The 19,770-nt window shown below is 62.9% G+C and carries 17 protein-coding genes and 1 pseudogene; 10 read left to right on the forward strand and 8 right to left on the reverse strand.

Annotated features, from left to right (window positions below; translation table 11 throughout):
- Positions 1-261 precede the first annotated feature (261 nt).
- Positions 262-1,878, forward strand: a pseudogene (locus KYG_RS25200) (methyl-accepting chemotaxis protein).
- A 277-nt stretch (positions 1,879-2,155) separates the two neighbouring features.
- Complete coding sequence (locus KYG_RS12870; protein WP_008905343.1) at positions 2,156-3,805, forward strand: methyl-accepting chemotaxis protein; 1,650 nt, start codon at positions 2,156-2,158, stop codon at positions 3,803-3,805.
- Positions 3,806-3,856: 51 nt separating this feature from the next.
- Here KYG_RS12870 and KYG_RS12875 read toward each other — a convergent pair whose 3' ends face one another.
- Positions 3,857-5,113: a GNAT family N-acetyltransferase gene (locus tag KYG_RS12875; RefSeq protein WP_008905344.1), complete on the reverse strand. Its 1,257-nt coding sequence runs from the start codon at positions 5,111-5,113 to the stop codon at positions 3,857-3,859.
- Positions 5,114-5,193: 80 nt separating this feature from the next.
- On the opposite strand from KYG_RS12875, the gene KYG_RS12880 reads away from it, so the two are divergent.
- On the forward strand, positions 5,194-6,852 hold the full coding sequence (locus KYG_RS12880) for an NAD+ synthase (RefSeq protein ID WP_008905345.1): 1,659 nt from the start codon (positions 5,194-5,196) through the stop codon (positions 6,850-6,852).
- A gap of 54 nt (positions 6,853-6,906) precedes the next feature.
- Positions 6,907-7,245, forward strand: a complete 339-nt coding sequence (locus tag KYG_RS12885) for a P-II family nitrogen regulator (protein WP_007857855.1) — start codon at positions 6,907-6,909, stop codon at positions 7,243-7,245.
- A gap of 128 nt (positions 7,246-7,373) precedes the next feature.
- On the opposite strand, the gene KYG_RS12890 is transcribed toward KYG_RS12885, so the two are convergent.
- From KYG_RS12890 to KYG_RS12915, 6 genes are read right to left on the reverse strand one after another with little or no spacing between them, the layout of a single operon-like run.
- Positions 7,374-7,967 carry a TIGR00730 family Rossman fold protein gene (locus KYG_RS12890; RefSeq protein ID WP_008905346.1) on the reverse strand — a complete coding sequence of 198 codons (594 nt, stop codon included), beginning with the start codon at positions 7,965-7,967 and terminating at the stop codon, positions 7,374-7,376.
- Positions 7,960-8,370, reverse strand: a complete 411-nt coding sequence (locus KYG_RS12895; protein WP_008905347.1) for a diacylglycerol kinase — start codon at positions 8,368-8,370, stop codon at positions 7,960-7,962. The genes KYG_RS12890 and KYG_RS12895 overlap by 8 nt, the downstream gene beginning before the upstream one ends.
- 54 nt (positions 8,371-8,424) lie before the next feature.
- Positions 8,425-8,976 (reverse strand): RDD family protein, encoded by a 552-nt coding sequence (locus KYG_RS12900; RefSeq protein WP_034694522.1) that lies wholly within the window; start codon positions 8,974-8,976, stop codon positions 8,425-8,427.
- Between the two features lie 42 nt (positions 8,977-9,018).
- A complete protein-coding gene (locus KYG_RS12905) occupies positions 9,019-9,909 on the reverse strand; it encodes a DUF3106 domain-containing protein (RefSeq protein WP_008905349.1) in 891 nt (296 codons plus the stop codon).
- A 19-nt stretch (positions 9,910-9,928) separates the two neighbouring features.
- Positions 9,929-10,381: a DUF3619 family protein gene (locus tag KYG_RS12910; RefSeq protein ID WP_008905350.1), complete on the reverse strand. Its 453-nt coding sequence runs from the start codon at positions 10,379-10,381 to the stop codon at positions 9,929-9,931.
- Complete coding sequence (locus KYG_RS12915; RefSeq protein ID WP_008905351.1) at positions 10,378-10,947, reverse strand: RNA polymerase sigma factor; 570 nt, start codon at positions 10,945-10,947, stop codon at positions 10,378-10,380. The genes KYG_RS12910 and KYG_RS12915 overlap by 4 nt, the downstream gene beginning before the upstream one ends.
- Positions 10,948-11,236: 289 nt before the next feature.
- Here KYG_RS12915 and KYG_RS12920 point away from each other — a divergent pair, with 289 nt between their 5' ends.
- From KYG_RS12920 to KYG_RS12945, 6 genes are all read left to right on the forward strand, one after another.
- On the forward strand, positions 11,237-13,030 hold the full coding sequence (locus tag KYG_RS12920) for an acetolactate synthase 3 catalytic subunit (protein WP_034694525.1): 1,794 nt from the start codon (positions 11,237-11,239) through the stop codon (positions 13,028-13,030).
- A gap of 149 nt (positions 13,031-13,179) precedes the next feature.
- A complete protein-coding gene (gene ilvN, locus KYG_RS12925; protein WP_007857867.1) occupies positions 13,180-13,671 on the forward strand; it encodes an acetolactate synthase small subunit in 492 nt (163 codons plus the stop codon).
- Positions 13,672-13,831: 160 nt separating this feature from the next.
- On the forward strand, positions 13,832-14,848 hold the full coding sequence (gene ilvC / locus KYG_RS12930) for a ketol-acid reductoisomerase (RefSeq protein WP_008905353.1): 1,017 nt from the start codon (positions 13,832-13,834) through the stop codon (positions 14,846-14,848).
- Between the two features lie 192 nt (positions 14,849-15,040).
- A complete protein-coding gene (pssA, locus tag KYG_RS12935; protein WP_008905354.1) occupies positions 15,041-15,874 on the forward strand; it encodes a CDP-diacylglycerol--serine O-phosphatidyltransferase in 834 nt (277 codons plus the stop codon).
- Between the two features lie 225 nt (positions 15,875-16,099).
- Positions 16,100-17,638 (forward strand): 2-isopropylmalate synthase, encoded by a 1,539-nt coding sequence (locus KYG_RS12940; protein ID WP_008905356.1) that lies wholly within the window; start codon positions 16,100-16,102, stop codon positions 17,636-17,638.
- A gap of 116 nt (positions 17,639-17,754) precedes the next feature.
- Positions 17,755-18,831 carry a serine hydrolase gene (locus tag KYG_RS12945; protein WP_008905357.1) on the forward strand — a complete coding sequence of 359 codons (1,077 nt, stop codon included), beginning with the start codon at positions 17,755-17,757 and terminating at the stop codon, positions 18,829-18,831.
- Positions 18,832-18,901: 70 nt separating this feature from the next.
- Here KYG_RS12945 and KYG_RS12950 read toward each other — a convergent pair whose 3' ends face one another.
- Positions 18,902-19,729: an IclR family transcriptional regulator gene (locus tag KYG_RS12950; protein WP_008905358.1), complete on the reverse strand. Its 828-nt coding sequence runs from the start codon at positions 19,727-19,729 to the stop codon at positions 18,902-18,904.
- Positions 19,730-19,770: the final 41 nt, after the last annotated feature.

Raw genomic sequence — 19,770 nt, forward strand, 5'->3', positions numbered from 1 at the left:
CAGCAGTCAAAACAGGCTCCAGCGCTTACCCATCAAGCGCTGGCAGCTATCAAAAACAAAGCACGCTGGGGGCAGCCCGTGCGTGCTTTTTTGTTGGCACCGGGGGCGCAGACCCTGGGGCGGGTTGCGCGGCGCCGTCGGGTCGGGGCCGGTTCGCAAACCGGGCGGAAAGCGCTATGCTGAAAACGGCATGGCCGCGCACCGCAGGTGCCGGCACTGGTGTCACCGATCAGTCGACCGAACCCAAGGAGACTTTCCATGATGAGCCAGTTCAAGATTTCCACTCGTCTCGCGGCCCTGCTCACGGCCCTGTGTCTGCTGGTGCTGCTGGTCGGCGCCGAAGGGCTGCTGGGGATGGGGCAGTCCAATGCCGGCCTCAAGTCGGTGTACGACGACCGTGTGGTGCCGCTCAAGCAGATCAAGGTGGTGGCAGACATGTATGCCGTCAACGTGGTGGACGCTGCGCACAAGGTGCGCGACGGCGCCATGACCCCGGCGCAAGGCCTTGAATCGCTGGCGCAGGCGCGCAAGTCGGTCGATGCCAACTGGACGGCGTACCTGGCCACGCAGCTGCTGCCGCAGGAGGTGCAGCTGGTGGAGCGTTTTAAGTTTTTGTAGATTAAGGTCGATGCCGCCACCGAGGTGCTGGCCGGGCATTTCCGATCGGGCGACGTGGGTGCGTTGACCGAATTTGCTGCGCGGGACATGTATCCCGCCATCGATCCGTTGCAGGAGGTGCTCGGGCAGCTCATGCAGGTGCAGCTGGACGAAGCGAAGGCCGAGTACGACCGGGCAGCCTCCAGCTACCAGACCACCCGTGCGCTGACCCTGGGGGCGGTGGTGCTGGGCATTTTGCTGGCAGTGCTCATTGGCGGCGCGATGATCCGGCAGATCTCCCGCTCGCTGGGTGAAGCGATGCAGATCACGGAAGCCGTGGCGCGGGGCGACCTCACGGTGCCGATCCACGCCCAGGGCAAGGACGAGATCGCCCGGCTGCTGGGCGGGCTCACCGCCATGCGCGACAACCTTGCGCACGTGGTGGCCGGCGTGCGGGGCAATGCGCAGGGGGTGGCCTCGGCCAGTGCAGAGATCGCCTCGGGCAACAACGACCTGTCGATCCGCACCGAAGAGCAGGCCAGTGCGCTGCAGCAAACCGCTGCGTCCATGGAGGAGCTCAGTTCCACCGTCAAGCAGAACGCCGACAACGCCCGGCAGGCCAACCAGCTGGCATTGAACGCATCGACAGTGGCCGGGCAGGGTGGCGACGTGGTGTCGGAGGTGGTCGAGACCATGCGCGGCATCAACGACAGCAGCAAGAAGATTGCCGACATCATCAGCGTCATCGACGGCATTGCCTTTCAGACCAACATCCTGGCCCTGAACGCCGCGGTAGAGGCCGCGCGCGCCGGCGAGCAGGGCCGCGGCTTTGCCGTGGTGGCCGGCGAGGTGCGCAGCCTGGCCCAGCGCAGTGCCGAGGCTGCCAAGGAGATCAGGCACCTCATCCACGCCAGCGTGGAGCGCGTGGGCCAGGGCACCGCGCTGGTGGACAAGGCGGGCGCCACCATGACCGAGGTGGTCGCGTCCATCCGGCGGGTGACCGACATCATGGGCGAGATCAGCGCCGCCAGCAGCGAGCAGAGCGCAGGCGTGTCGCAGGTGGGCGATGCCGTCACCCAGATGGACCAGGTCACGCAGCAAAACGCTGCACTGGTCGAGCAGATGGCGGCCGCCGCCAGCAGCCTCAGCCAGCAGGCCCAGGCGCTGGTGGGCGCTGTGGCCGTTTTCAAGCTGACCGAAGATCAGACGCGCAGCGGCGTGCGCCCGGTGCCCGCTGCCGAAGGCGGTGCAGTGCGGCGGGTGGCGCTGGTGGCTACGTAGTGGCGCCCAGGCCGCCGGAGCTGCAGACGTTTGCTGCTGCACCGTCACTATCTGCTGGCACCCGCTGAGCTGACGATCCCCTTGAACGCTACTCAATGCAAAGCGGTCAGCCTGAGCCCTGCCGATTATTTTTTTACTTTGTGGAAAAATGAAACGTATGCTTACTAAAATAACCCCACAAACAACGTGCGAATGACCCACGCAAGCACCTGCGTGCCGCAGATCCATGGTGGGCAAATATTTGCTGCGTACCTCCCCATCTCCCACAAGGAACCCCATGAACAATTTCAAGATCGGTACCCGGCTCGGGCTGGCGTTTGGTCTCGTGCTGCTGATTACCGCCGCCATTGCCACGCTGGGGGTCTGGCGACTTCACGTGCTCAAGGACGCCAGCGTCCAGATCGCCAACGTCGAGATGGAGCGCAATGCGCTGGCGCAGGATTGGAAGGCGGCGATCGATCTGAACTGGGTGCGGGCTTCGGCATCGCTCAAGGCCACGGACGAGGCGTATGTTCAATCGCTTTCGGCAGACATGACGGCCACCTCCCAGCGCGCCAGCGAGGCGCAAAAGAAGCTCGAGGCGCTGGTGGACGACCCGCGCGGCAAAGAGCTGCTTGAACGCGTGGCCACTACGCGGTCGGCCTATGTGGGCGCGCGGGCCAAGTTGCTCGAACGCAAAAAGGCGGGAGAAGACGTCTTTGCGCTGGTCGACAGCGAGCTGAAACCGCTGGCGAGCGCCTACCTGCAATCGCTGGCCGATGTGGCCGACAACACGCGCAAGCAGCTCAAGGAGTTCGAGACCACCAACATCGCGTCTGCAGAGGTGAGCCAGTGGACCCTGGCGCTGGGTGCGGTGGCATCGGTGCTGCTGGGTGCGTTGTTCGCGTTGTGGACGGCGCGCTCCATCGTGGTGCCTGTGCAGCGCGCAGTGCAGACGGCAGACGAAATCAGCCATGGCAACCTGTCGCAGAACATTCATGCCGAAGGACGTGACGAGATGGCGCAACTGCTGCGTTCGCTGGGCGCGATGCAGCACAACCTTGCGCGCATCGTCGGGCATGTGCGTTCGGGCTCCGAAAGCGTGGCGACGGCATCGCAGGAAATTGCCCAGGGCAACCACGACCTGAGCGCCCGCACGGAGCAGCAGGCCAGTGCGCTGGAGGAAACGGCCGCGTCGATGGAGGAGCTCAACTCCACCGTGCGCCAGAACGCCGACAACGCGCGCCAGGCCAATCAGCTGGCCCAGAGCGCCTCCACCGTGGCCGTGCGCGGCGGCGAAGTGGTGGGCCAGGTGGTGGGCACCATGAAAGGCATCCACGACAGCAGCAACAAGATCGCCGACATCATCGGCGTGATCGATAGCATTGCGTTTCAGACCAATATCCTCGCGCTCAACGCAGCGGTAGAAGCGGCGCGTGCCGGCGAGCAGGGGCGTGGCTTTGCGGTGGTGGCGTCGGAGGTGCGCAGTCTGGCAGGCCGCTCGGCCGATGCCGCCAAGGAGATCAAGACACTGATCAGCGACAGCGTGGAACGCGTGAGCGCGGGCACCACGCTGGTCGATCAGGCGGGGGCGACGATGGCAGAAGTGGTGAGCGCCATCCGGCGGGTGACCGATCTGATGGGGGAGATCAGTGCCGCCAGCTCGGAGCAGAGCCAGGGCGTCGCCCAAGTGGGCGAGGCCGTGACGCAGATGGACCAGGTCACCCAGCAAAATGCCGCGCTGGTGGAGGAAATGGCCGCTGCGGCCAGCAGCCTGAACAACCAGGCGCAGGACCTGGTGAGCACGGTGGCGTTCTTCAAACTTTCTGCGGAACAGGGCACCGCGGCAGGCGCCGATGCGCGACCCGCCGGCCATCTGCCGTCAAGCCGCGGGGCGTCGGCTGCAGGCCGTTTGCCCTTGGTCGCACCACAAAAGGCGCTGTCCTGAACCGCGCTCCTGGCCTCCTGTATGGCCCCCGGAAGGGGCGAACTGAAGGCCTCAGGCGCCCGTCCTGAACGGGCTGCGGGCCTGCAGGTCACTCAGATAGCCCTCCACCCCGAGGCCTTCGCGCGCCAGAAACCGCTCCACGGCGTCTGAAAAGGCCGGGTGGGCCATCCAGTGCGCGCTGGTGGCCTGCACGGGCAGCAGCGCGCGGGCCATCTTGTGCTCGCCCTGGGCGCCGCCTTCAAACCGCTGCACGCCATGGTCGATGCACCACTGCAGGGGCTGGTAGTAGCAGGCCTCAAAGTGCAGGCAGTCCACGCGCTCCAGCGCGCCCCAGTAGCGGCCGTAGGCGACGAAATTGTGGTCTTTTTGGCCGCTGGCGCTTTCTGGTAAAGCGCTGATAGCTATTAAACTGGTAGCAATCGGTTTGCCCTCGCGCTCTGCCACAAACAGCAGCCAGGCCTCGGGCATGTGCGCCGCCATGCGGGCAAAGAAGTCGCGCGTGAGGTACGGCGGGTTGCCGTGTTCGAGGTAGGTGCGTTCGTAGCAGCGGTAGAAAAAATCCCAGTCGGCGGCGCTGATGTTGGCCCCGCGCGACCAGCGGAAGGTGACCCCCGCGTCGGCCACGCGGCGGCGCTCCTGGCGGATCTTCTTGCGCTTGTCTTGGGCGAGGCTGGCAAGGAAGTGGTCGAAGTCTCTAAAGGGTTGGCCCGAGCCGCCGCCGGGCAAGGTGCTGTCGGGGGATGGTGCATCAGACGCAGCGGGGAGCGTGGGGGCCACGTTCTTCCAATGAAATTGCACGGTGTGCCGCAGCATCAGGTCTTGCTGCGCACTGGTGAGCACGTCGTCGTCGCTGGCAAACAGGATGTGCACGGACGACACGTTTTCGTCCTCGCACCACTGGCACACCGCCCGCACCAGCAGGGCGCGCGTTGCTTCATCGCGGGCCATGAGCCGGGTGCCCGGCACGGGGGTGAAGGGCACGGCGATCACGGCCTTGGGGTAGTAGGGCACGCCGTGTTGCTCGTAGGCGCTGGCCCAGGCCCAGTCGAAGACGTACTCGCCGTAGGAGTGGTTCTTGAGGTACAGGGGGCAGCCGGCGATCAACGTGTCACCATCCCACAAGGTCATGAAGCGCGGTGCCCAGCCGGTGCGCGGGGTGGCGCTGTCGCTTGTTTCCAGGGCGGCCAGGTACTCGTGGCGCATGAAGGGTGTGGGGTGGCTTTGCTGGGCCAGCAAGGTGTTCCAGGCGGCGGCGTCCACATCCAGCGGGGACGCAAGTACGCGGGCGATAATGGCAGCTTCAGCCATGCACACCCCGGTTTTGCTTTGCACGCTGCGGGCCCGTGTGGGCAGTATTCAACCTGGCCACAGGGGCCGATTCCAGTTCCATGACGCTCTCCATTTGCACTGCGCAGCTCAACTTTGTGGTGGGCGACATGCCCGGCAACGCCCAAAAGATCATTGCGGCGGCCCGCGAGGCCTACGCCCAGGGGGCCAAATTGCTGCTGACGCCGGAACTGGCGATTTGCGGCTACGCGGCCGAAGACCTGTTCCTGCGCCCCGCCTTCATGGCGGCCTGCGATGATGCCGTGAAAACCGTGGCCCGCGAGACGGCAGGGTTGAAAGGCCTGGCCATTGTGCTGGGCCACCCGCAGGCCGTGGCGCCCAATGCTCCGGCGTTCAGCGCCTGCTTCAATGCCGCCAGCGTGCTGCGCGATGGGCAGATCGAGCAGACCTATGCCAAGCGCGAGCTGCCCAACTACCAGGTGTTTGACGAGCGCCGCTACTTTGTGGCGGGGGACCAGGCTTGCGTGTTCGAGGTGGAAGGCCTGCGCGTGGGTGTGCTGGTGTGCGAAGACGCCTGGTTTGCTGCCCCCGCACGCGATGCCGCTGCGGCCGGTGCGCAACTGCTGGCGGTGATCAACGCATCGCCGTTCCACCTGGGCAAGAGCGCCGAGCGTGAGCAGACCATGCGCGAGCGCGTGGCCGAAACCGGCCTGCCCCTGGTGTACGCGCACCTGGTCGGCGGGCAGGATGAGGTTGTGTTTGAAGGCCGCTCGTTCGCGCTCAACGCCGATGGCTCGGTAGCCTGCCGTGGGCCGGGTTTTGAAGAAAAACTGGTGTTTGCACAGGTCCATCAAGCGCAAGCAGCTATCAAAATTGAAGCAGAGATAGCCCCAGAGAAAAGCCTTGAGGCCGACCTGTGGGACGCCCTGGTGCTTGGCGTGCGCGACTACGTGGGCAAGAACGGCTTCCCCGGCGCGCTGCTGGGTTTGTCCGGCGGCATCGACTCGGCCCTGGTGCTGGCGGTTGCCGTGGATGCGCTGGGCGCAGACAAGGTGCGCACTGTGATGATGCCCTCGCCCTACACGGCCGACATCAGCTGGATCGACGCACGCGACATGGCCACGCGCCTGGGCGTGCGCTACGACGAGATCTCCATCAAGCCGCAGTTCGAGGCCTTCAAGGCCGCACTGGCCAGCGATTTTGCGGGGCTGGCCGAAGACACGACCGAAGAAAACCTGCAGGCGCGCATTCGGGGCACGCTGCTCATGGCGCTGTCCAACAAGTTCGGTGCCATCGTGCTCACCACGGGCAACAAGAGCGAGATGGCCACCGGCTACTGCACGCTGTATGGCGATATGGCAGGGGGCTTTGCGGTGATCAAGGATGTGGCCAAGACGCGGGTGTTTGACTTGGCCCGCTGGCGCAATGCGAACGACCCGTATCGCACGGGCGCCAACCCCATTCCCGAACGCATCATCTCCCGCCCGCCCAGCGCCGAGCTGCGGCCCGACCAGAAAGACCAGGACAGCCTGCCGCCCTACGATGTGCTGGACGCCATCGTGGCCCGCTACATGGAAAACGACGAGCCCATCGAGTCCATCATCGCCAGCGGCTTTGAACGTGCCGATGTGGAGCGTGTCACGCGCCTCATCAAGCTCAACGAGTACAAGCGCCGCCAGGCGCCCGTGGGGATAAGGGTGACGCGCCGCAGCTTCGGCAAGGACTGGCGTTACCCTATCACCAGCAAATTCAGGGCATGACGCTTCGGCGTTTCGCCTTCAGCCCCATTTTTTACATCCTCCAGGAGACCCACCATGAAAATGATCACCGCCGTCATCAAGCCGTTCAAGCTCGAAGAAGTCCGCGAAGCCCTGGCCGAATGTGGTGTGACGGGCTTGACGGTGACCGAGGTGAAGGGTTTCGGCCGCCAGAAGGGCCACACCGAGCTGTACCGTGGCGCCGAGTACGTGGTGGACTTCCTGCCCAAGGTCAAGGTCGAGGTCGTGGTGAAGACCGAGGACGTGGACCGCTGCGTGGACGCCATCGTGAACGTGGCGCGCACGGGCAAGATCGGTGACGGCAAGATTTTTGTGACGGCCGTGGAGCGTGTGGTGCGTATCCGCACGGGTGATCTGGACGACGCAGCGGTGTAAAGGTACCCCCCTGAGTCGCTGCGCGCCTTCCCCCCAGGGGGACGACGCCCTCGCTGCGGGGCGGCCCTTGCTTGGCGTCTCTCGCCTGGGGCGCGCCAGTCTCGGTGAGCAGGGGCTCTGGTATTAAGTTAGATCACCGAGCGCAGCGGGACGGGCGCTTGGTCCGGCCCCGCGTTTTGCACCAGCGTGCGCAGCAGGGCTTCGGCATCGGCATCGGTGTGCAGCAAGCCCATCTGCCATTCGCCCATGAAACCGCTGGCCACGCTGTGGTTCAGAAAACCCATCAGCCCGTCGTAGTAGCCCGCCACGTTGAGCAGGCCCAAAGGCTTGTCGTGGTAGCCCAGCTGGCGCCAGGTCCACACTTCGAACAGTTCTTCAAACGTGCCAATGCCACCGGGCAGGGCGAGAAAGGCGTCGCTGCGTTCGGCCATCAGGGCCTTGCGTTCGTGCATGGTTTGCACGATGTGCAGCTCGTCACATTGGCGGTTGGCCAGCTCTTTGTCGACCAGGGCCTGGGGAATCACTCCGACCACCCGGCCACCCGCCAGCCGCGTGGCTTCGGCCACCGTGCCCATCAGGCCGCTGCGGCCGCCTCCGTAGACCAGCTGCCCGCCGTGCTCGCCAATCCACCGGCCTACGGCCTTGGCCGCCTCGCCATAGGCCGGGTTATCCCCGGGGCGCGAGCCGCAGTACACACACACCGAAAATGCGGGTTCAGCCATGAAAAATCCTCTGAAAGACAGCGGCGCCCCAGATGCCCATGCACAGCAGCAGGGCCAGCAGCACGGCAGCGCTGCCCATGTCCTTGGCGCGTTTTGAAAGGTCGTGCCATTCGGGGCCAATACGGTCGATGGCGGTTTCGATGCCGGTGTTGAGCAGCTCCACGATCATCACAATGATCACCGAGCCTGCCAGCAGCGCGGTTTCCACCCAGCTTTGCCCCAGCCACAGGGATACCGGCAGCAGCACGACGGCGGCAATGGCTTCCTGGCGGAATGCTTTTTCGTTCCACCCGGCGCGCAGGCCTTCCAGGGAATAGCCTGCCGCGTGCCAGATGCGGTTCAGGCCCGTTCGGGCCTTCTGGGGGTTGGCGGGCGCGGGGGGCTCTGGGCGGATGGCGGGCATGAAGGGATTTTCTCGCAGCCGGATGGCGAATTGGAGCCAGGCGCTTCGGCCGGGCTACCGTTTGGGGATTTCGTGGTGCACCAGGCGGGTGCCGGCCATCGCGTCGTGCCAGAACTGGCGCTGGGGGTGGAAGCGGCTGAGGATGGCCCAGATGGCCACCCAGCCGAACAGCAGCACCAGAACCTCGATCGCCGACACGCCCAGCGCATACGCCGTCAGGGGAGGAAGAAACCAGACCCAGCTGAGCAGATAGCGCAGCAGCGCGCGCGCCTGTGTAACAGGGCGCCCGGCCTTGTCCACCACCCGGATCAGCCAGGTTTTCTGCGCTAGCGTCTGGCCCTTGGCCCAGAACCAGGTGAAGTAGATGCCAAACACCACAAACAGAAAGGCCTGCAGCGCATGGCGATTGTCCAGGGCATGGCGTGTCTGGCTGAGGGTGCCGAACAGGTAGCCTGCAATGAACACCACCCCGAACATCAGCATCCCTTCATACAGCCAGCAGGCCATGCGGCGCCAGAGGTTGGGGGTGATGGGGGCCGCAGAGGCAGCGCCGGGCGTTGGCGTGTGAGACGCCTGCGTCGAGGGAACGGTTGGGGGTAGGGTCATTCCAGAAAGCGATAACAGAGCGGGCAGGGGGCCCGCCGGACCCTACTGAATATACAGGCCGGAATGGTCGGGCAAGGGCGAGGGCGTTGCCGTTGCAGGGGCGTCTGAGGAAGCGGGTTCCAGCGGCGGCAGGGCCGCAGGGACAGCCACCGGAACAGACACCGGTGCCGTTTCGACGACCCCCGGGCCGGTGTTTGGTGACGGCGCGCCGATCGCAGCGGGTGCCGCGGGCGTCACGGGTGCCGCAGTGCGGGGTGCATTGATGTCCAGCACGGGGGGGATTTTTGGCGCATTGGGCCGGCCTGGGTTAGCTTGCGCTGCGGCAGGGACCTGGGCCAGCTTTTTAGGGGAAACCGGGTGCAGCGCAGTGGCCGCCCCCTTGGGCCTGGGGGCAGCGCGCGCCGCCAGAGCGCGTTTTTCATCTTCTGTGAGAGCCTGGTAGGCCTCCCACTGCGCCCGCTTGTCGTCGCGGCCGAGGCGGTTGGTGACTGCATAGTTCAGCCGCGCCTGGTTGCGCTGCTGGGCACTCAGGCTCGCCCATTCGGTCATCCGGTCGTGGAACCTGGCCTGCTCGGTCTCAGGCAGAGTCGAAAAGTTTGCAGCCAGCGCAAGCCAGCGGCGCTTTTGGGCCTCGCTGATCAGAGCCCAGCGCTCTGCCAGGGGGTATAGCGCCAGCTTCTGGGGCGTGTCCAGCGTTTCCCACCCGGGGCCTGTTTCGACGCGAGGCGTTGCCGGGCCGCCCTGAAGGAGGGAGTTGCGTGCATTGTTGGGGCTCGCCACCGCGGCTTCTGCACCTGCCGGGAGAACCGTTCCCGGCACCATGCGCATCTGCACCAGCACCTGGCTGCCGACTGCCGCGAGCGCGCCCAAGAGCGCCAATGCCAGCACGAAGGCTGGCAAGACGGGGGAAGCATCGGGGGGGCTTGGGTGCATGCAGTAGTCTGCGTGGCGCTCAGTTCGGCGTTGCGGAGGTTTTCAGGAATTGTACGAAGCCGGGGTCCGCATAGGCGGCAGGCGGCAAATCGTCCGTCAACAGGGCTGCATCCACCTCGGCCAGGTCGTTTGCGCTGCTTTCGTCTTGCGCAATGTTGATCACCACCAGGCCGACCACCAGCGCCATCAAAGGCACGGCCGACACCAGGGCGCTCCACCAGCTGCCACTGTCCTTGCCACCGTGCCCCAGGGCCGCGCTACTTCCGTTGTGAACAACCACCGGCGCCGCCAGCCGCACCGGGACCTTGTCTTTCTTGCGTTTGGCCAAGGCCTGCATGCGCGAGGCCCTCAGCCGTTCCGAAATGTCGTAGGGGAGCTCATCCGCACCGCTGGTCAACCGTGCTGTGACACGCAGCGCAAAGCGGTCGGCAGCAGCTTGTGCGTGCGCTGAGGGAGTCTGTACAGTGTTCATGGCTCGATTCCTTTGGCCTTCAGTGCCTTGCTGAGGGTTTGTATGGCGCGAAAACAGTGCGTTTTGACGCTGCCCTCGGAGCAGCCCATGGCGGCTGCCGTTTCTGCTACATCCATTTCTTCCCAGTAACGCATCAGGAACGCTTCCCGTTGACGGGGCGGCAGCTCTGCGATCTCGGCTTCAATCCCGTGAAAGATCTGGGCGCGGCGGGTCAGATCCTCGGCGCTCTCTGCGCGTTCCCCGTTCTCTGGTCCAGAGTACGCTTCGAGCAGATCAAAATCCATGCCATCTTCGCCGGGCCCCTCGAAGTCGCTCATGCTCGAAAACAGTGCATTGCGGGTTTTCTGCCGCCGAAACCAGTCCAGCGTGCAGTTGGAAAGAATCCGCTGGTACAGCATCGGTAGCTCATTGGCCGGTTTGTCGCCGTAATGCTCGGCCAGCTTGAGCATGCTGTCTTGAACTATGTCGAGCGCCGCTTCCTCGTTGCGAACGTGGTAGACCGAGCGCTTGAAAGCGCGCTTTTCTACACTCTTGAGGAAGTCGGAAAGTTCTTGTTCGGTTGCCAAGAGGGATCAGCCCGGGAGGGGTGCCGGCAGACACCAGGAAATGTGGCTATCTGGCACGGAGAAGCCGCTGATTATCGCATCGCGCCATGAATTTTTTGGTGCGTGCAGGTTTTGATTGTGTTGCAGTGCGATAATCGCGGCTGCAAATCAAAAGGCAAACGGGTCACGGTCCGGCGGGCATTCATCCCGCTCATGTCCTTGGCCTCAAGTCCCAAGCTGGCTTCACAAGAGCGCGTGCGAGGGGCACCCAAGGTTTTTCGTCAGAGAAATTCACAAAGGTTGATCGATCATGGAAATCTCCAAGGCTGAGCTCTCCTCGGCTGCCGCTGCTTCGCAGGGCAATACTTCTCCTTCTTCCGGCGCTCAGGACCTCATGGGGGCCGAGATCCTCATCAAGTCGCTTCAGGCCGAGAACGTCCAGTACATCTGGGGCTACCCCGGTGGTGCGGTTCTGTACATCTACGACGCGCTGTACAAGCAGGACACCATCCAGCACGTGCTGGTGCGCCACGAGCAGGCGGCTGTGCATGCCGCCGACGGCTATGCCCGCGCTACCGGCGAAGTCGGCGTGGCGCTGGTCACCTCCGGCCCCGGCCTGACCAACGCCGTTACCGGCATCGCCACGGCGTACATGGATTCGATCCCCATGGTGATCATTTCCGGCCAGGTACCCACGCCCGCCATCGGGCTCGACGCCTTCCAGGAATGCGACACGGTCGGTATCACCCGCCCCATCGTCAAGCACAACTTCCTCGTCAAGGACCCGCGCGATCTCGCCGCGACGATGAAGAAGGCCTTCCACATTGCCCGCACCGGCCGCCCCGGCCCCGTGGTGGTGGACGTGCCCAAGGACGTCTCGTTCAAGAAGGTGCCCTACGCCGGCTACCCCGCCAGTGTGGAAATGCGCTCGTACAACCCCGTGCGCAAGGGCCACGGCGGCCAGATCCGCAAGGCGCTGCAGCTGCTGCTGACGGCCAAGCGCCCCTATATCTACACGGGTGGCGGCGTGCTGCTGGGCAATGCCACCAACGAGCTGCGCACGCTGGTGGACATGCTTGGCTACCCCGTCACCAACACGCTGATGGGCTTGGGCGCCTACCCCGCGTCGGACCGCAAGTTCCTGGGCATGCTCGGCATGCACGGCACGATCGAAGCCAACAACGCCATGCAGAACTGCGACGTGCTGCTGGCGGTGGGCGCGCGTTTTGACGACCGCGTGATCGGCAACCCCAAGCACTTCGCGCAGAACGACCGCAAGATCATTCACGTCGATATCGACCCGTCGAGCATCTCCAAGCGTGTGAAGGTCGATATCCCGATCGTCGGCGATGTGAAGGATGTGCTCACCGAGCTGATCTCCATGATCCGCGAGAGCAGCACCCGCCCGGATGCGGGTGCCTTGGCTGCCTGGTGGGACACCATTGAAGGCTGGCGCAAGCGCGACTGCCTGAAGTACGACATGGGCGGCCCCGACGTCATCAAGCCCCAGTACGTGGTGGAAACGCTGTGGAACATGACCAAGGATGCGGACACCTACATCACGTCCGACGTGGGGCAGCACCAGATGTGGGCCGCACAGTACTACCGCTTTGACGAGCCACGCCGCTGGATCAATTCCGGTGGCCTGGGCACTATGGGCGTGGGCATCCCTTATGCCATGGGCATCAAGCTGGCCAAGCCGCAATCCGAGGTGTTCTGCATTACCGGCGAAGGCTCGGTGCAGATGAACATCCAGGAGCTGTCCACCTGCCTGCAGTACAACACGCCGATCAAGATCTGCTCGCTGAACAACCGCTACCTGGGCATGGTGCGCCAGTGGCAGGAGATCGAATACTCCGGCCGCTACAGCCACAGCTACATGGATGCGCTGCCCAACTTCGTGAAACTGGCTGAGGCCTATGGCCATGTGGGCATGCTGATCGAGCACCCCAAGGACGTGGAGCCAGCACTGCGTGAAGCGCGCAAGCTCAAGGACCGCACCGTGTTCATGGACTTCCGCACCGACCCCACCGAGAACGTGTTCCCGATGGTCCAGGCCGGCAAGGGCATTACCGAGATGCTGCTGGGGTCGGAAGACCTTTAATTCAGCATCAAATCGGCCTCCAGCGCTTGTCCATCAAGCGCTACCAGCTATCGAAAAGATAGCATTCACTTTTTTGACGAATCTATTGCCTGCCAAGCCCGTGCATTACCGTGCACGGGGGAGGGCAGCGAGAAGAGGAATCTGCACCTATGAAACACATCATTGCTGTCTTGCTGGAAAACGAGCCCGGTGCTCTTTCCCGCGTCGTGGGCCTGTTCTCGGCCCGTGGCTACAACATCGAGTCGCTCACCGTGGCGCCCACTGAGGATCCATCGCTCTCGCGCATGACGATCCAGACCACGGGCTCCGACGACGTGATCGAGCAGATCACCAAGCACCTGAACCGCCTCATCGAGGTCGTGAAGGTGGTGGATCTCACCGAAGGTGCCTACACCGAGCGCGAGCTCATGATGGTGAAGGTGCGCGCCGTGGGCAAAGAGCGCGAGGAGATGAAGCGCATGGCCGACATCTTCCGCGGCCGCATCATCGACGTGACCGAGAAGAGCTACACCATCGAGCTCACTGGTGACCAGTCGAAGAACGACGCTTTTCTGCAGGCCATTGACCGTACGGCCATTCTCGAGACCGTCCGTACCGGTGCCAGCGGCATCGGCCGCGGCGAGCGCATCCTGCGCGTGTGACGGATTTGCCTTCAACCGGCTAACGTCGTTGGGTCGTCTTGCCGTGCTACAGCACTGTCTGCGACTCCCCGCCTAGTTATCCGGCTGAATTCAAATCCTATGTAAGACAATCCCCTGTTTTTATTTTTCACCCAACAACGCATTTCTACCGGAGCGACCCATGAAAGTTTTCTACGACAAAGACACCGACCTGAGCCTGATCAAAGGCAAGACCGTGGCCATCATCGGCTACGGCTCGCAGGGCCATGCCCACGCACAAAACCTGAACGACAGTGGCGTGAAGGTCGTGGTCGGCCTGCGCAAGGGTGGTGCATCGTGGGACAAGGTTGGCAAGGCTGGCCTGAACGTGCTGGAAGTGAACGACGCGGTCAAGTCCGCCGACGTGGTCATGATCCTGCTGCCCGATGAAGACATCGCAGCCGTGTACAAGAACAACGTCGAACCCAACATCAAGCCAGGTGCCTCGCTGGCATTCGCCCACGGTTTCAACGTGCACTACAACCAGGTCGTGCCCCGCGCTGACCTGGATGTGTGGATGGTGGCGCCCAAGGCCCCCGGCCACACCGTGCGCAACACCTACACCCAAGGTGGCGGCGTGCCCCACCTGGTGGCTGTGCACCAGGACAAGTCCGGCAAGGCCCGTGACCTGGCCCTGAGCTACGCTGCAGCCAACGGCGGCGGCAAGGCTGGCATCATCGAGACCAATTTCAAGGAAGAAACCGAGACCGACCTGTTCGGTGAACAGGCCGTGCTGTGCGGCGGCGCCGTCGAGCTGATCAAAATGGGCTATGAAACCCTGGTTGAAGCTGGCTACGCCCCTGAAATGGCCTACTTCGAGTGCCTGCACGAGCTCAAGCTCATCGTGGACCTGATCTACGAAGGCGGCATCGCCAACATGAACTACTCGATCTCGAACAACGCCGAATACGGCGAGTACGTGACCGGCCCCGAGGTGATCAACGAGCAGTCGCGCGCCGCCATGCGCAATGCCTTGAAGCGCATCCAGAATGGCGACTACGCCAAGATGTTCATCCAGGAAGGCCGCCTGAACTACCCATCGATGACGGCGCGCCGTCGCAACACGGCCGACCACAGCATCGAGAAGGTGGGCGGCCAGCTGCGCGCCATGATGCCCTGGATCGCCAAGAACAAGCTGGTTGACCAGACCCGCAACTGATACTTTGCACGAAGCATCTCAAGGCCACCTCGGTGGCCTTTTTTCATGGACGTAACGGGACGTTGCCAGGCGCTACACTGCGTCCTTCGCCTCAGGGGAGAGAGGTGATTCCGGCACGCGCCGGGAGATTCTTGGTACTATAAATTTGATAGCTGCTTGCGCTTTTCAGGCAAGCGCTGGAGGTCTTTTTTGATGCACGATGGCAATGAACACACCACCAACGCCGAGGTGATGGTGCGCAAGCGGCGCAAGGGCATTTACATCCTGCCCAACCTGTTCACGCTCGCAGCGCTGTTTGGGGGCTTCTATTCCATTGTGATGGCCATGAACGGCCGATTTGACCTGGCTGCGGTGGGCGTGTTCTGTGCCATGGTGCTCGACAGCCTGGATGGCCGTGTGGCGCGCATGACCAACACTCAGAGCGCGTTCGGAGAACAGATGGATTCTCTGTCTGACATGGTGTCTTTTGGTGCTGCGCCAGCCCTGATTGCGTATGAGTGGTCACTGCGTGGTCTGGGGCGTTGGGGCTGGATTGCGGCTTTTGTCTATTGCGCCTGTGCCGCGCTTCGCCTTGCACGTTTCAATGTGAACACCGGTGTGGTCGACAAGCGTTATTTCCAGGGTTTGCCGTCCCCGGCTGCGGCCGCTTTGGTCGCAGGCTTCATCTGGCTCATGACGGAGCTGGGTGTGCGGCGGGGGGAAGACCTGTGGCTGACATGGAACCAGGTCACGTGGATCATGTTTGCGTTCACCCTGTACGCGGGCCTCACCATGGTGACGAACGTGCCGTTCTACAGTTTCAAGGACGTGCAGATGAAAAAGAGCGTGCCCTTCGCCGTCATCGTGCTGATTGCGCTGGCAATTGCCGTGATCAACATTCACCCACCCATTGTGCTGTTTGGAGTGTTCGTGCTGTATGGCGTCAGCGGATACGGGGTGTATGCATGGCGCAAGGCCAAAGGGCAGCACAGCAGCGTGATCAGCACATCGACCGATGAACCCGACGAACGCGGACTTCACAAGTGACGGCAACCGTGCCGGGCGAGTTGTGCTACATTGCAACGCATGAATATGTTCGCACTGGCCCTACTGCTACCTCCCCACGGGCGGAGACGGTAGGCGCACGCGCACACTTTCACTCAAAGGCCCGTATGCACCCGCAACGGGCCTTTTGTTTTGGGCGCCAGATTTTCAACGTTGCGGGTGAACCCCACTTTCACCTTCAACCCCACCAGACCCAGGAGAAACGACATGGCTGACAAACTCATTATTTTCGACACCACCTTGCGCGACGGCGAGCAGTCTCCCGGCGCCTCGATGACCAAAGATGAGAAGCTGCGCATTGCGCGCCAGCTCGAGCGCCTGAAGGTGGACGTGATCGAGGCCGGTTTTGCCGCCAGCTCGAACGGCGACTTCGAAGCGGTGCAGGCCATTGCCAACGCAATCCGCGAGTCCACCATCTGCTCGCTCTCGCGGGCCAACGACCGCGACATTTCCCGTGCGGCAGAGGCTCTCAAGGGCGCGGCCAGCGCCCGCATCCACACGTTCATCGCCACTTCGGCTCTGCACATGGAGAAGAAGCTGCGCATGACGCCAGACCAGGTTCTGGAGCAGGCCAAACAGTCCGTGCGCTTTGCGCGCAATCTGGTGGGCGACATCGAGTTCAGTCCAGAAGACGGTTACCGCAGCGATCCGGACTTTCTGTGCCGTGTGCTGGAGGCCGTGATTGCCGAGGGCGCTACCACCATCAACGTGCCTGACACGGTGGGCTATGCCGTGCCCGAGCTGTATGGCAACTTCATCAAGACCCTGCGGGAACGCATTCCCAACAGCGACAAGGCCATCTGGTCCGTGCATTGCCACAACGACCTCGGCATGGCGGTGGCCAATTCGCTGGCCGGTGTGAAGATCGGTGGTGCGCGTCAGGTGGAGTGCACCATCAACGGTCTGGGTGAACGTGCTGGCAATTGCTCGCTGGAAGAGGTGGTGATGGCCGTCAAGACGCGCCGCGACTACTTTGGCCTTGACTTGGGGATCGACACCCAGCACATCGTGGCGGCCAGCCGCATGGTCAGCCAGACGACGGGTTTCGTGGTTCAACCCAACAAGGCTGTTGTGGGGGCCAATGCTTTTGCCCATGCCAGTGGCATCCACCAGGATGGGGTTTTGAAGGCACGCGACACCTACGAGATCATGCGCGCGGAGGATGTGGGCTGGAGCGCCAACAAGATCGTGCTCGGCAAGCTCAGTGGCCGCAATGCGTTCAAGCAGCGTTTGCAGGAGCTGGGTGTAAGTCTGGACAGCGAAACCGAGATCAACATCGCATTCACGCGATTCAAGGAACTGGCTGACCGAAAGAGTGAGATCTTTGACGAGGACATCCTCGCCCTCGTCAGTGACGAAAGCGTGACCAGCGAGAAGGAGCAATATGGCTTTGTCTCCCTGTTCCAGCAGAGCGAAACCGGTGAACACCCCCGTGCACGCATCGTCTTTACGGTGGATGGCCATGAAGTGCGGGGCGAGTCGGAGGGGAATGGTCCTGTCGATGCATCGCTCAAAGCGATCGAGTCCCATGTCAAAAGCGGTGCCGAGATGGTCCTGTACTCGGTGAACGCCATCAGCGGCTCCACCGAGAGCCAGGGTGAAGTCACCGTGCGGTTGCAGAACAGCGGCCGGGTGGTCAACGGCGTGGGTGCGGATCCCGACATCGTCGTCGCCTCCGCCAAGGCCTATCTGAGTGCGCTGAACAAGTTACAAAGTAAAGCTGATCGGGTAGCCGCACAGGGGTAGCCGGCGAATTTATAATTTCACTCACTTTCTTGGAAAGTCGCGCAAGGTATTGATCTTGCGCGACTTTTTTTGATTCTGTACACTGCACAACACTTATTACCGTTTGGAGCACTTTGATGCACCATAGCCACCGCGCCGCAGTGAACCGTTTTATCCAGTTTCTGGGTTTTCTCATCGTCAGTACGGCGCTGGTGACGACCGCACACTCCGGTGAGCGCGCCAAGGCATCGGCAAAAAAGCAGCAGGTGAATTCAGCCAAGTCCCAGCGGGCAGTCCCTGCCCGCAAGGTGGCCGGAAGTGGCAAGGCGGTGCGTGCTGTCGCCAAAACTGCCAAGGCTCCCACCCGGGTTGCATTTGTGCCGCCCAGACAGTCGTTTGGGCAATTGGCCGGCTTGCATGAGGTGAGCGATCCGCTCGACCTCAAATCGAGCGTGGCGCTGGTGGTTGACCAGGACACCCATGAAGTGCTGTTCCGCAAAAATGACCATGCCGTGCTGCCCATTGCGTCGCTGACCAAGCTGATGACCGGCATGATCATCTCCCAGGCCAGCCTCCCCATGGATGAGCCGATCACCATCACGCAGGACGATGTGGATACGGAAAAGGGCAGCCGCTCGAGGCTGACTGTCGGCACCACGCTGACGCGCGGGGAGATGCTGCATCTGGCCCTCATGTCCAGCGAGAACCGCGCGGCACATGCGCTTGGCCGCACTTACCCCGGCGGCATGGCGGTTTTTGTGGCGCAAATGAACGCCAAGGCCCGTCTGATGGGAATGACCGACACCAAATACGTGGAGCCCACGGGCCTGTCCAGCCGGAACCAGTCCAGCGCCCGCGATCTGGCAACGCTTGTGAACGTGGCGCATGGGGATCCCCTGCTGCGTGAACTTTCCACCTCCCCGGGGTATGAGGTGGCTGTGGGGCCGAAAACACTGCAGTACAACAACACCAATGGGTTGGTGAAAAACCCCACTTGGGACATTGGCCTGCAGAAGACAGGTTACATCTCCGAAGCCGGGCGTTGCCTTGTCATGCAGACACAGATTGCAGGGCGCAAGCTGATCATGGTGTTTCTCGACTCGGCGGGCAAGTTCAGCCGGCTGGGCGATGCGGAACGCGTGCGCAACTGGCTCGAAGAGTCACTGCCGTCACTGTCCGCGCCGCTGCACGTGCGCACAGGTTCGAACGGCTAGCGCTGAGAACCCCGCGCGCGCTAAGTGTGGCTTGGTAGCGTTGCAGCGGCGGGTTGCCGTTCGCAGTACCTCAGCGAAGCCCTGTTCGAAGGGTGATTTCGCCTGGCGCGGGGCGGTCTTGGCGAGGGGTGTAGCCCAGAGCCAAGGAGATTTCATCGGCGGTCGCCTGGAGCTTGGGAAGCCAGCCTTCGTCGAGTCGGTCTGCGGGGGCTGATATCGACAGGCCCGCTACCAGCTTGCCCTGATCGTCATACACACCCGCGGCCATGCAGCGCACGCCCAATTCCAACTCTTCATTGTCGCGGGCAATGCCATACTGGCGGGCCTTGGCGAGCTCCCGCTCCAGATGCGGTAATTGCGTGATGCTGTTGCGCGTGTGCCCCGCCAACCCGGTGCGCGTGGCGTAGGCCCGCACACGCTGCGGATCGTCCAGAGCCAGAAACAATTTGCCCGTGGAGGTCAGGTGCAACGGTGCGCGCCCCCCGATGGCGCGCACCACCTGCATGCCAGAGCGTTCGCTGTAGGCCCGCTCCACATACACAATTTCATCACCCTGACGCATGCTCAGATTCACGGGCTGCTGGATGAGCTTGTGGAGGTTGCGCATGGGGGTCAACGCGGCGTCGCGCACGCTCAGCCTCGCCTTGACCAGGTTGCCCAGCTCCAGCAAGCGCATGCCCAGCCGGTAACTCCCCGATTCGGGCCGTTCCACGAAGCGGCCGATAGTGAGATCGTTCAGGATACGGTGCGTGGTGGAGGGATGCAGGCCCGTCTTTTCACTGATTTCCTTCAGAGAGATTGCTTCCTCCCGAGAGGCCAGAACATCGATCAGCGTAAACATGCGTTCAAGCACCTGAACGCTGGGTTTGAGGGGGATGCCGGGATCAATTTTTTTCATGGACTGCGATGCGGTGAGGGCCGTCGCATTTTATCTTGTGA

Source organism: Acidovorax sp. NO-1, from assembly GCF_000238595.1.
GTDB lineage: Bacteria > Pseudomonadota > Gammaproteobacteria > Burkholderiales > Burkholderiaceae_C > Acidovorax.

What these genes read in the sequence shown, in the direction of transcription:
- KYG_RS12950 (WP_008905358.1), bottom strand. Translation starts at nt 19,729, where the DNA reads ATGAAAAAAATTGATCCCGGCATCCCCCTCAAACCCAGCGTTCAGGTG.
- KYG_RS12890 (WP_008905346.1), bottom strand. Translation starts at nt 7,967, where the DNA reads ATGGCTGAACCCGCATTTTCGGTGTGTGTGTACTGCGGCTCGCGCCCC.
- KYG_RS12905 (WP_008905349.1), bottom strand. Translation starts at nt 9,909, where the DNA reads ATGCACCCAAGCCCCCCCGATGCTTCCCCCGTCTTGCCAGCCTTCGTG.
- pssA (WP_008905354.1), top strand. Translation starts at nt 15,041, where the DNA reads ATGCACGATGGCAATGAACACACCACCAACGCCGAGGTGATGGTGCGC.
- KYG_RS12895 (WP_008905347.1), bottom strand. Translation starts at nt 8,370, where the DNA reads ATGCCCGCCATCCGCCCAGAGCCCCCCGCGCCCGCCAACCCCCAGAAG.
- KYG_RS12910 (WP_008905350.1), bottom strand. Translation starts at nt 10,381, where the DNA reads ATGAACACTGTACAGACTCCCTCAGCGCACGCACAAGCTGCTGCCGAC.
- KYG_RS12900 (WP_034694522.1), bottom strand. Translation starts at nt 8,976, where the DNA reads ATGACCCTACCCCCAACCGTTCCCTCGACGCAGGCGTCTCACACGCCA.
- KYG_RS12940 (WP_008905356.1), top strand. Translation starts at nt 16,100, where the DNA reads ATGGCTGACAAACTCATTATTTTCGACACCACCTTGCGCGACGGCGAG.
- KYG_RS12945 (WP_008905357.1), top strand. Translation starts at nt 17,755, where the DNA reads ATGCACCATAGCCACCGCGCCGCAGTGAACCGTTTTATCCAGTTTCTG.
- KYG_RS12920 (WP_034694525.1), top strand. Translation starts at nt 11,237, where the DNA reads ATGGAAATCTCCAAGGCTGAGCTCTCCTCGGCTGCCGCTGCTTCGCAG.
- ilvC (WP_008905353.1), top strand. Translation starts at nt 13,832, where the DNA reads ATGAAAGTTTTCTACGACAAAGACACCGACCTGAGCCTGATCAAAGGC.
- KYG_RS12870 (WP_008905343.1), top strand. Translation starts at nt 2,156, where the DNA reads ATGAACAATTTCAAGATCGGTACCCGGCTCGGGCTGGCGTTTGGTCTC.
- KYG_RS12880 (WP_008905345.1), top strand. Translation starts at nt 5,194, where the DNA reads ATGACGCTCTCCATTTGCACTGCGCAGCTCAACTTTGTGGTGGGCGAC.
- ilvN (WP_007857867.1), top strand. Translation starts at nt 13,180, where the DNA reads ATGAAACACATCATTGCTGTCTTGCTGGAAAACGAGCCCGGTGCTCTT.
- KYG_RS12875 (WP_008905344.1), bottom strand. Translation starts at nt 5,113, where the DNA reads ATGGCTGAAGCTGCCATTATCGCCCGCGTACTTGCGTCCCCGCTGGAT.
- KYG_RS12885 (WP_007857855.1), top strand. Translation starts at nt 6,907, where the DNA reads ATGAAAATGATCACCGCCGTCATCAAGCCGTTCAAGCTCGAAGAAGTC.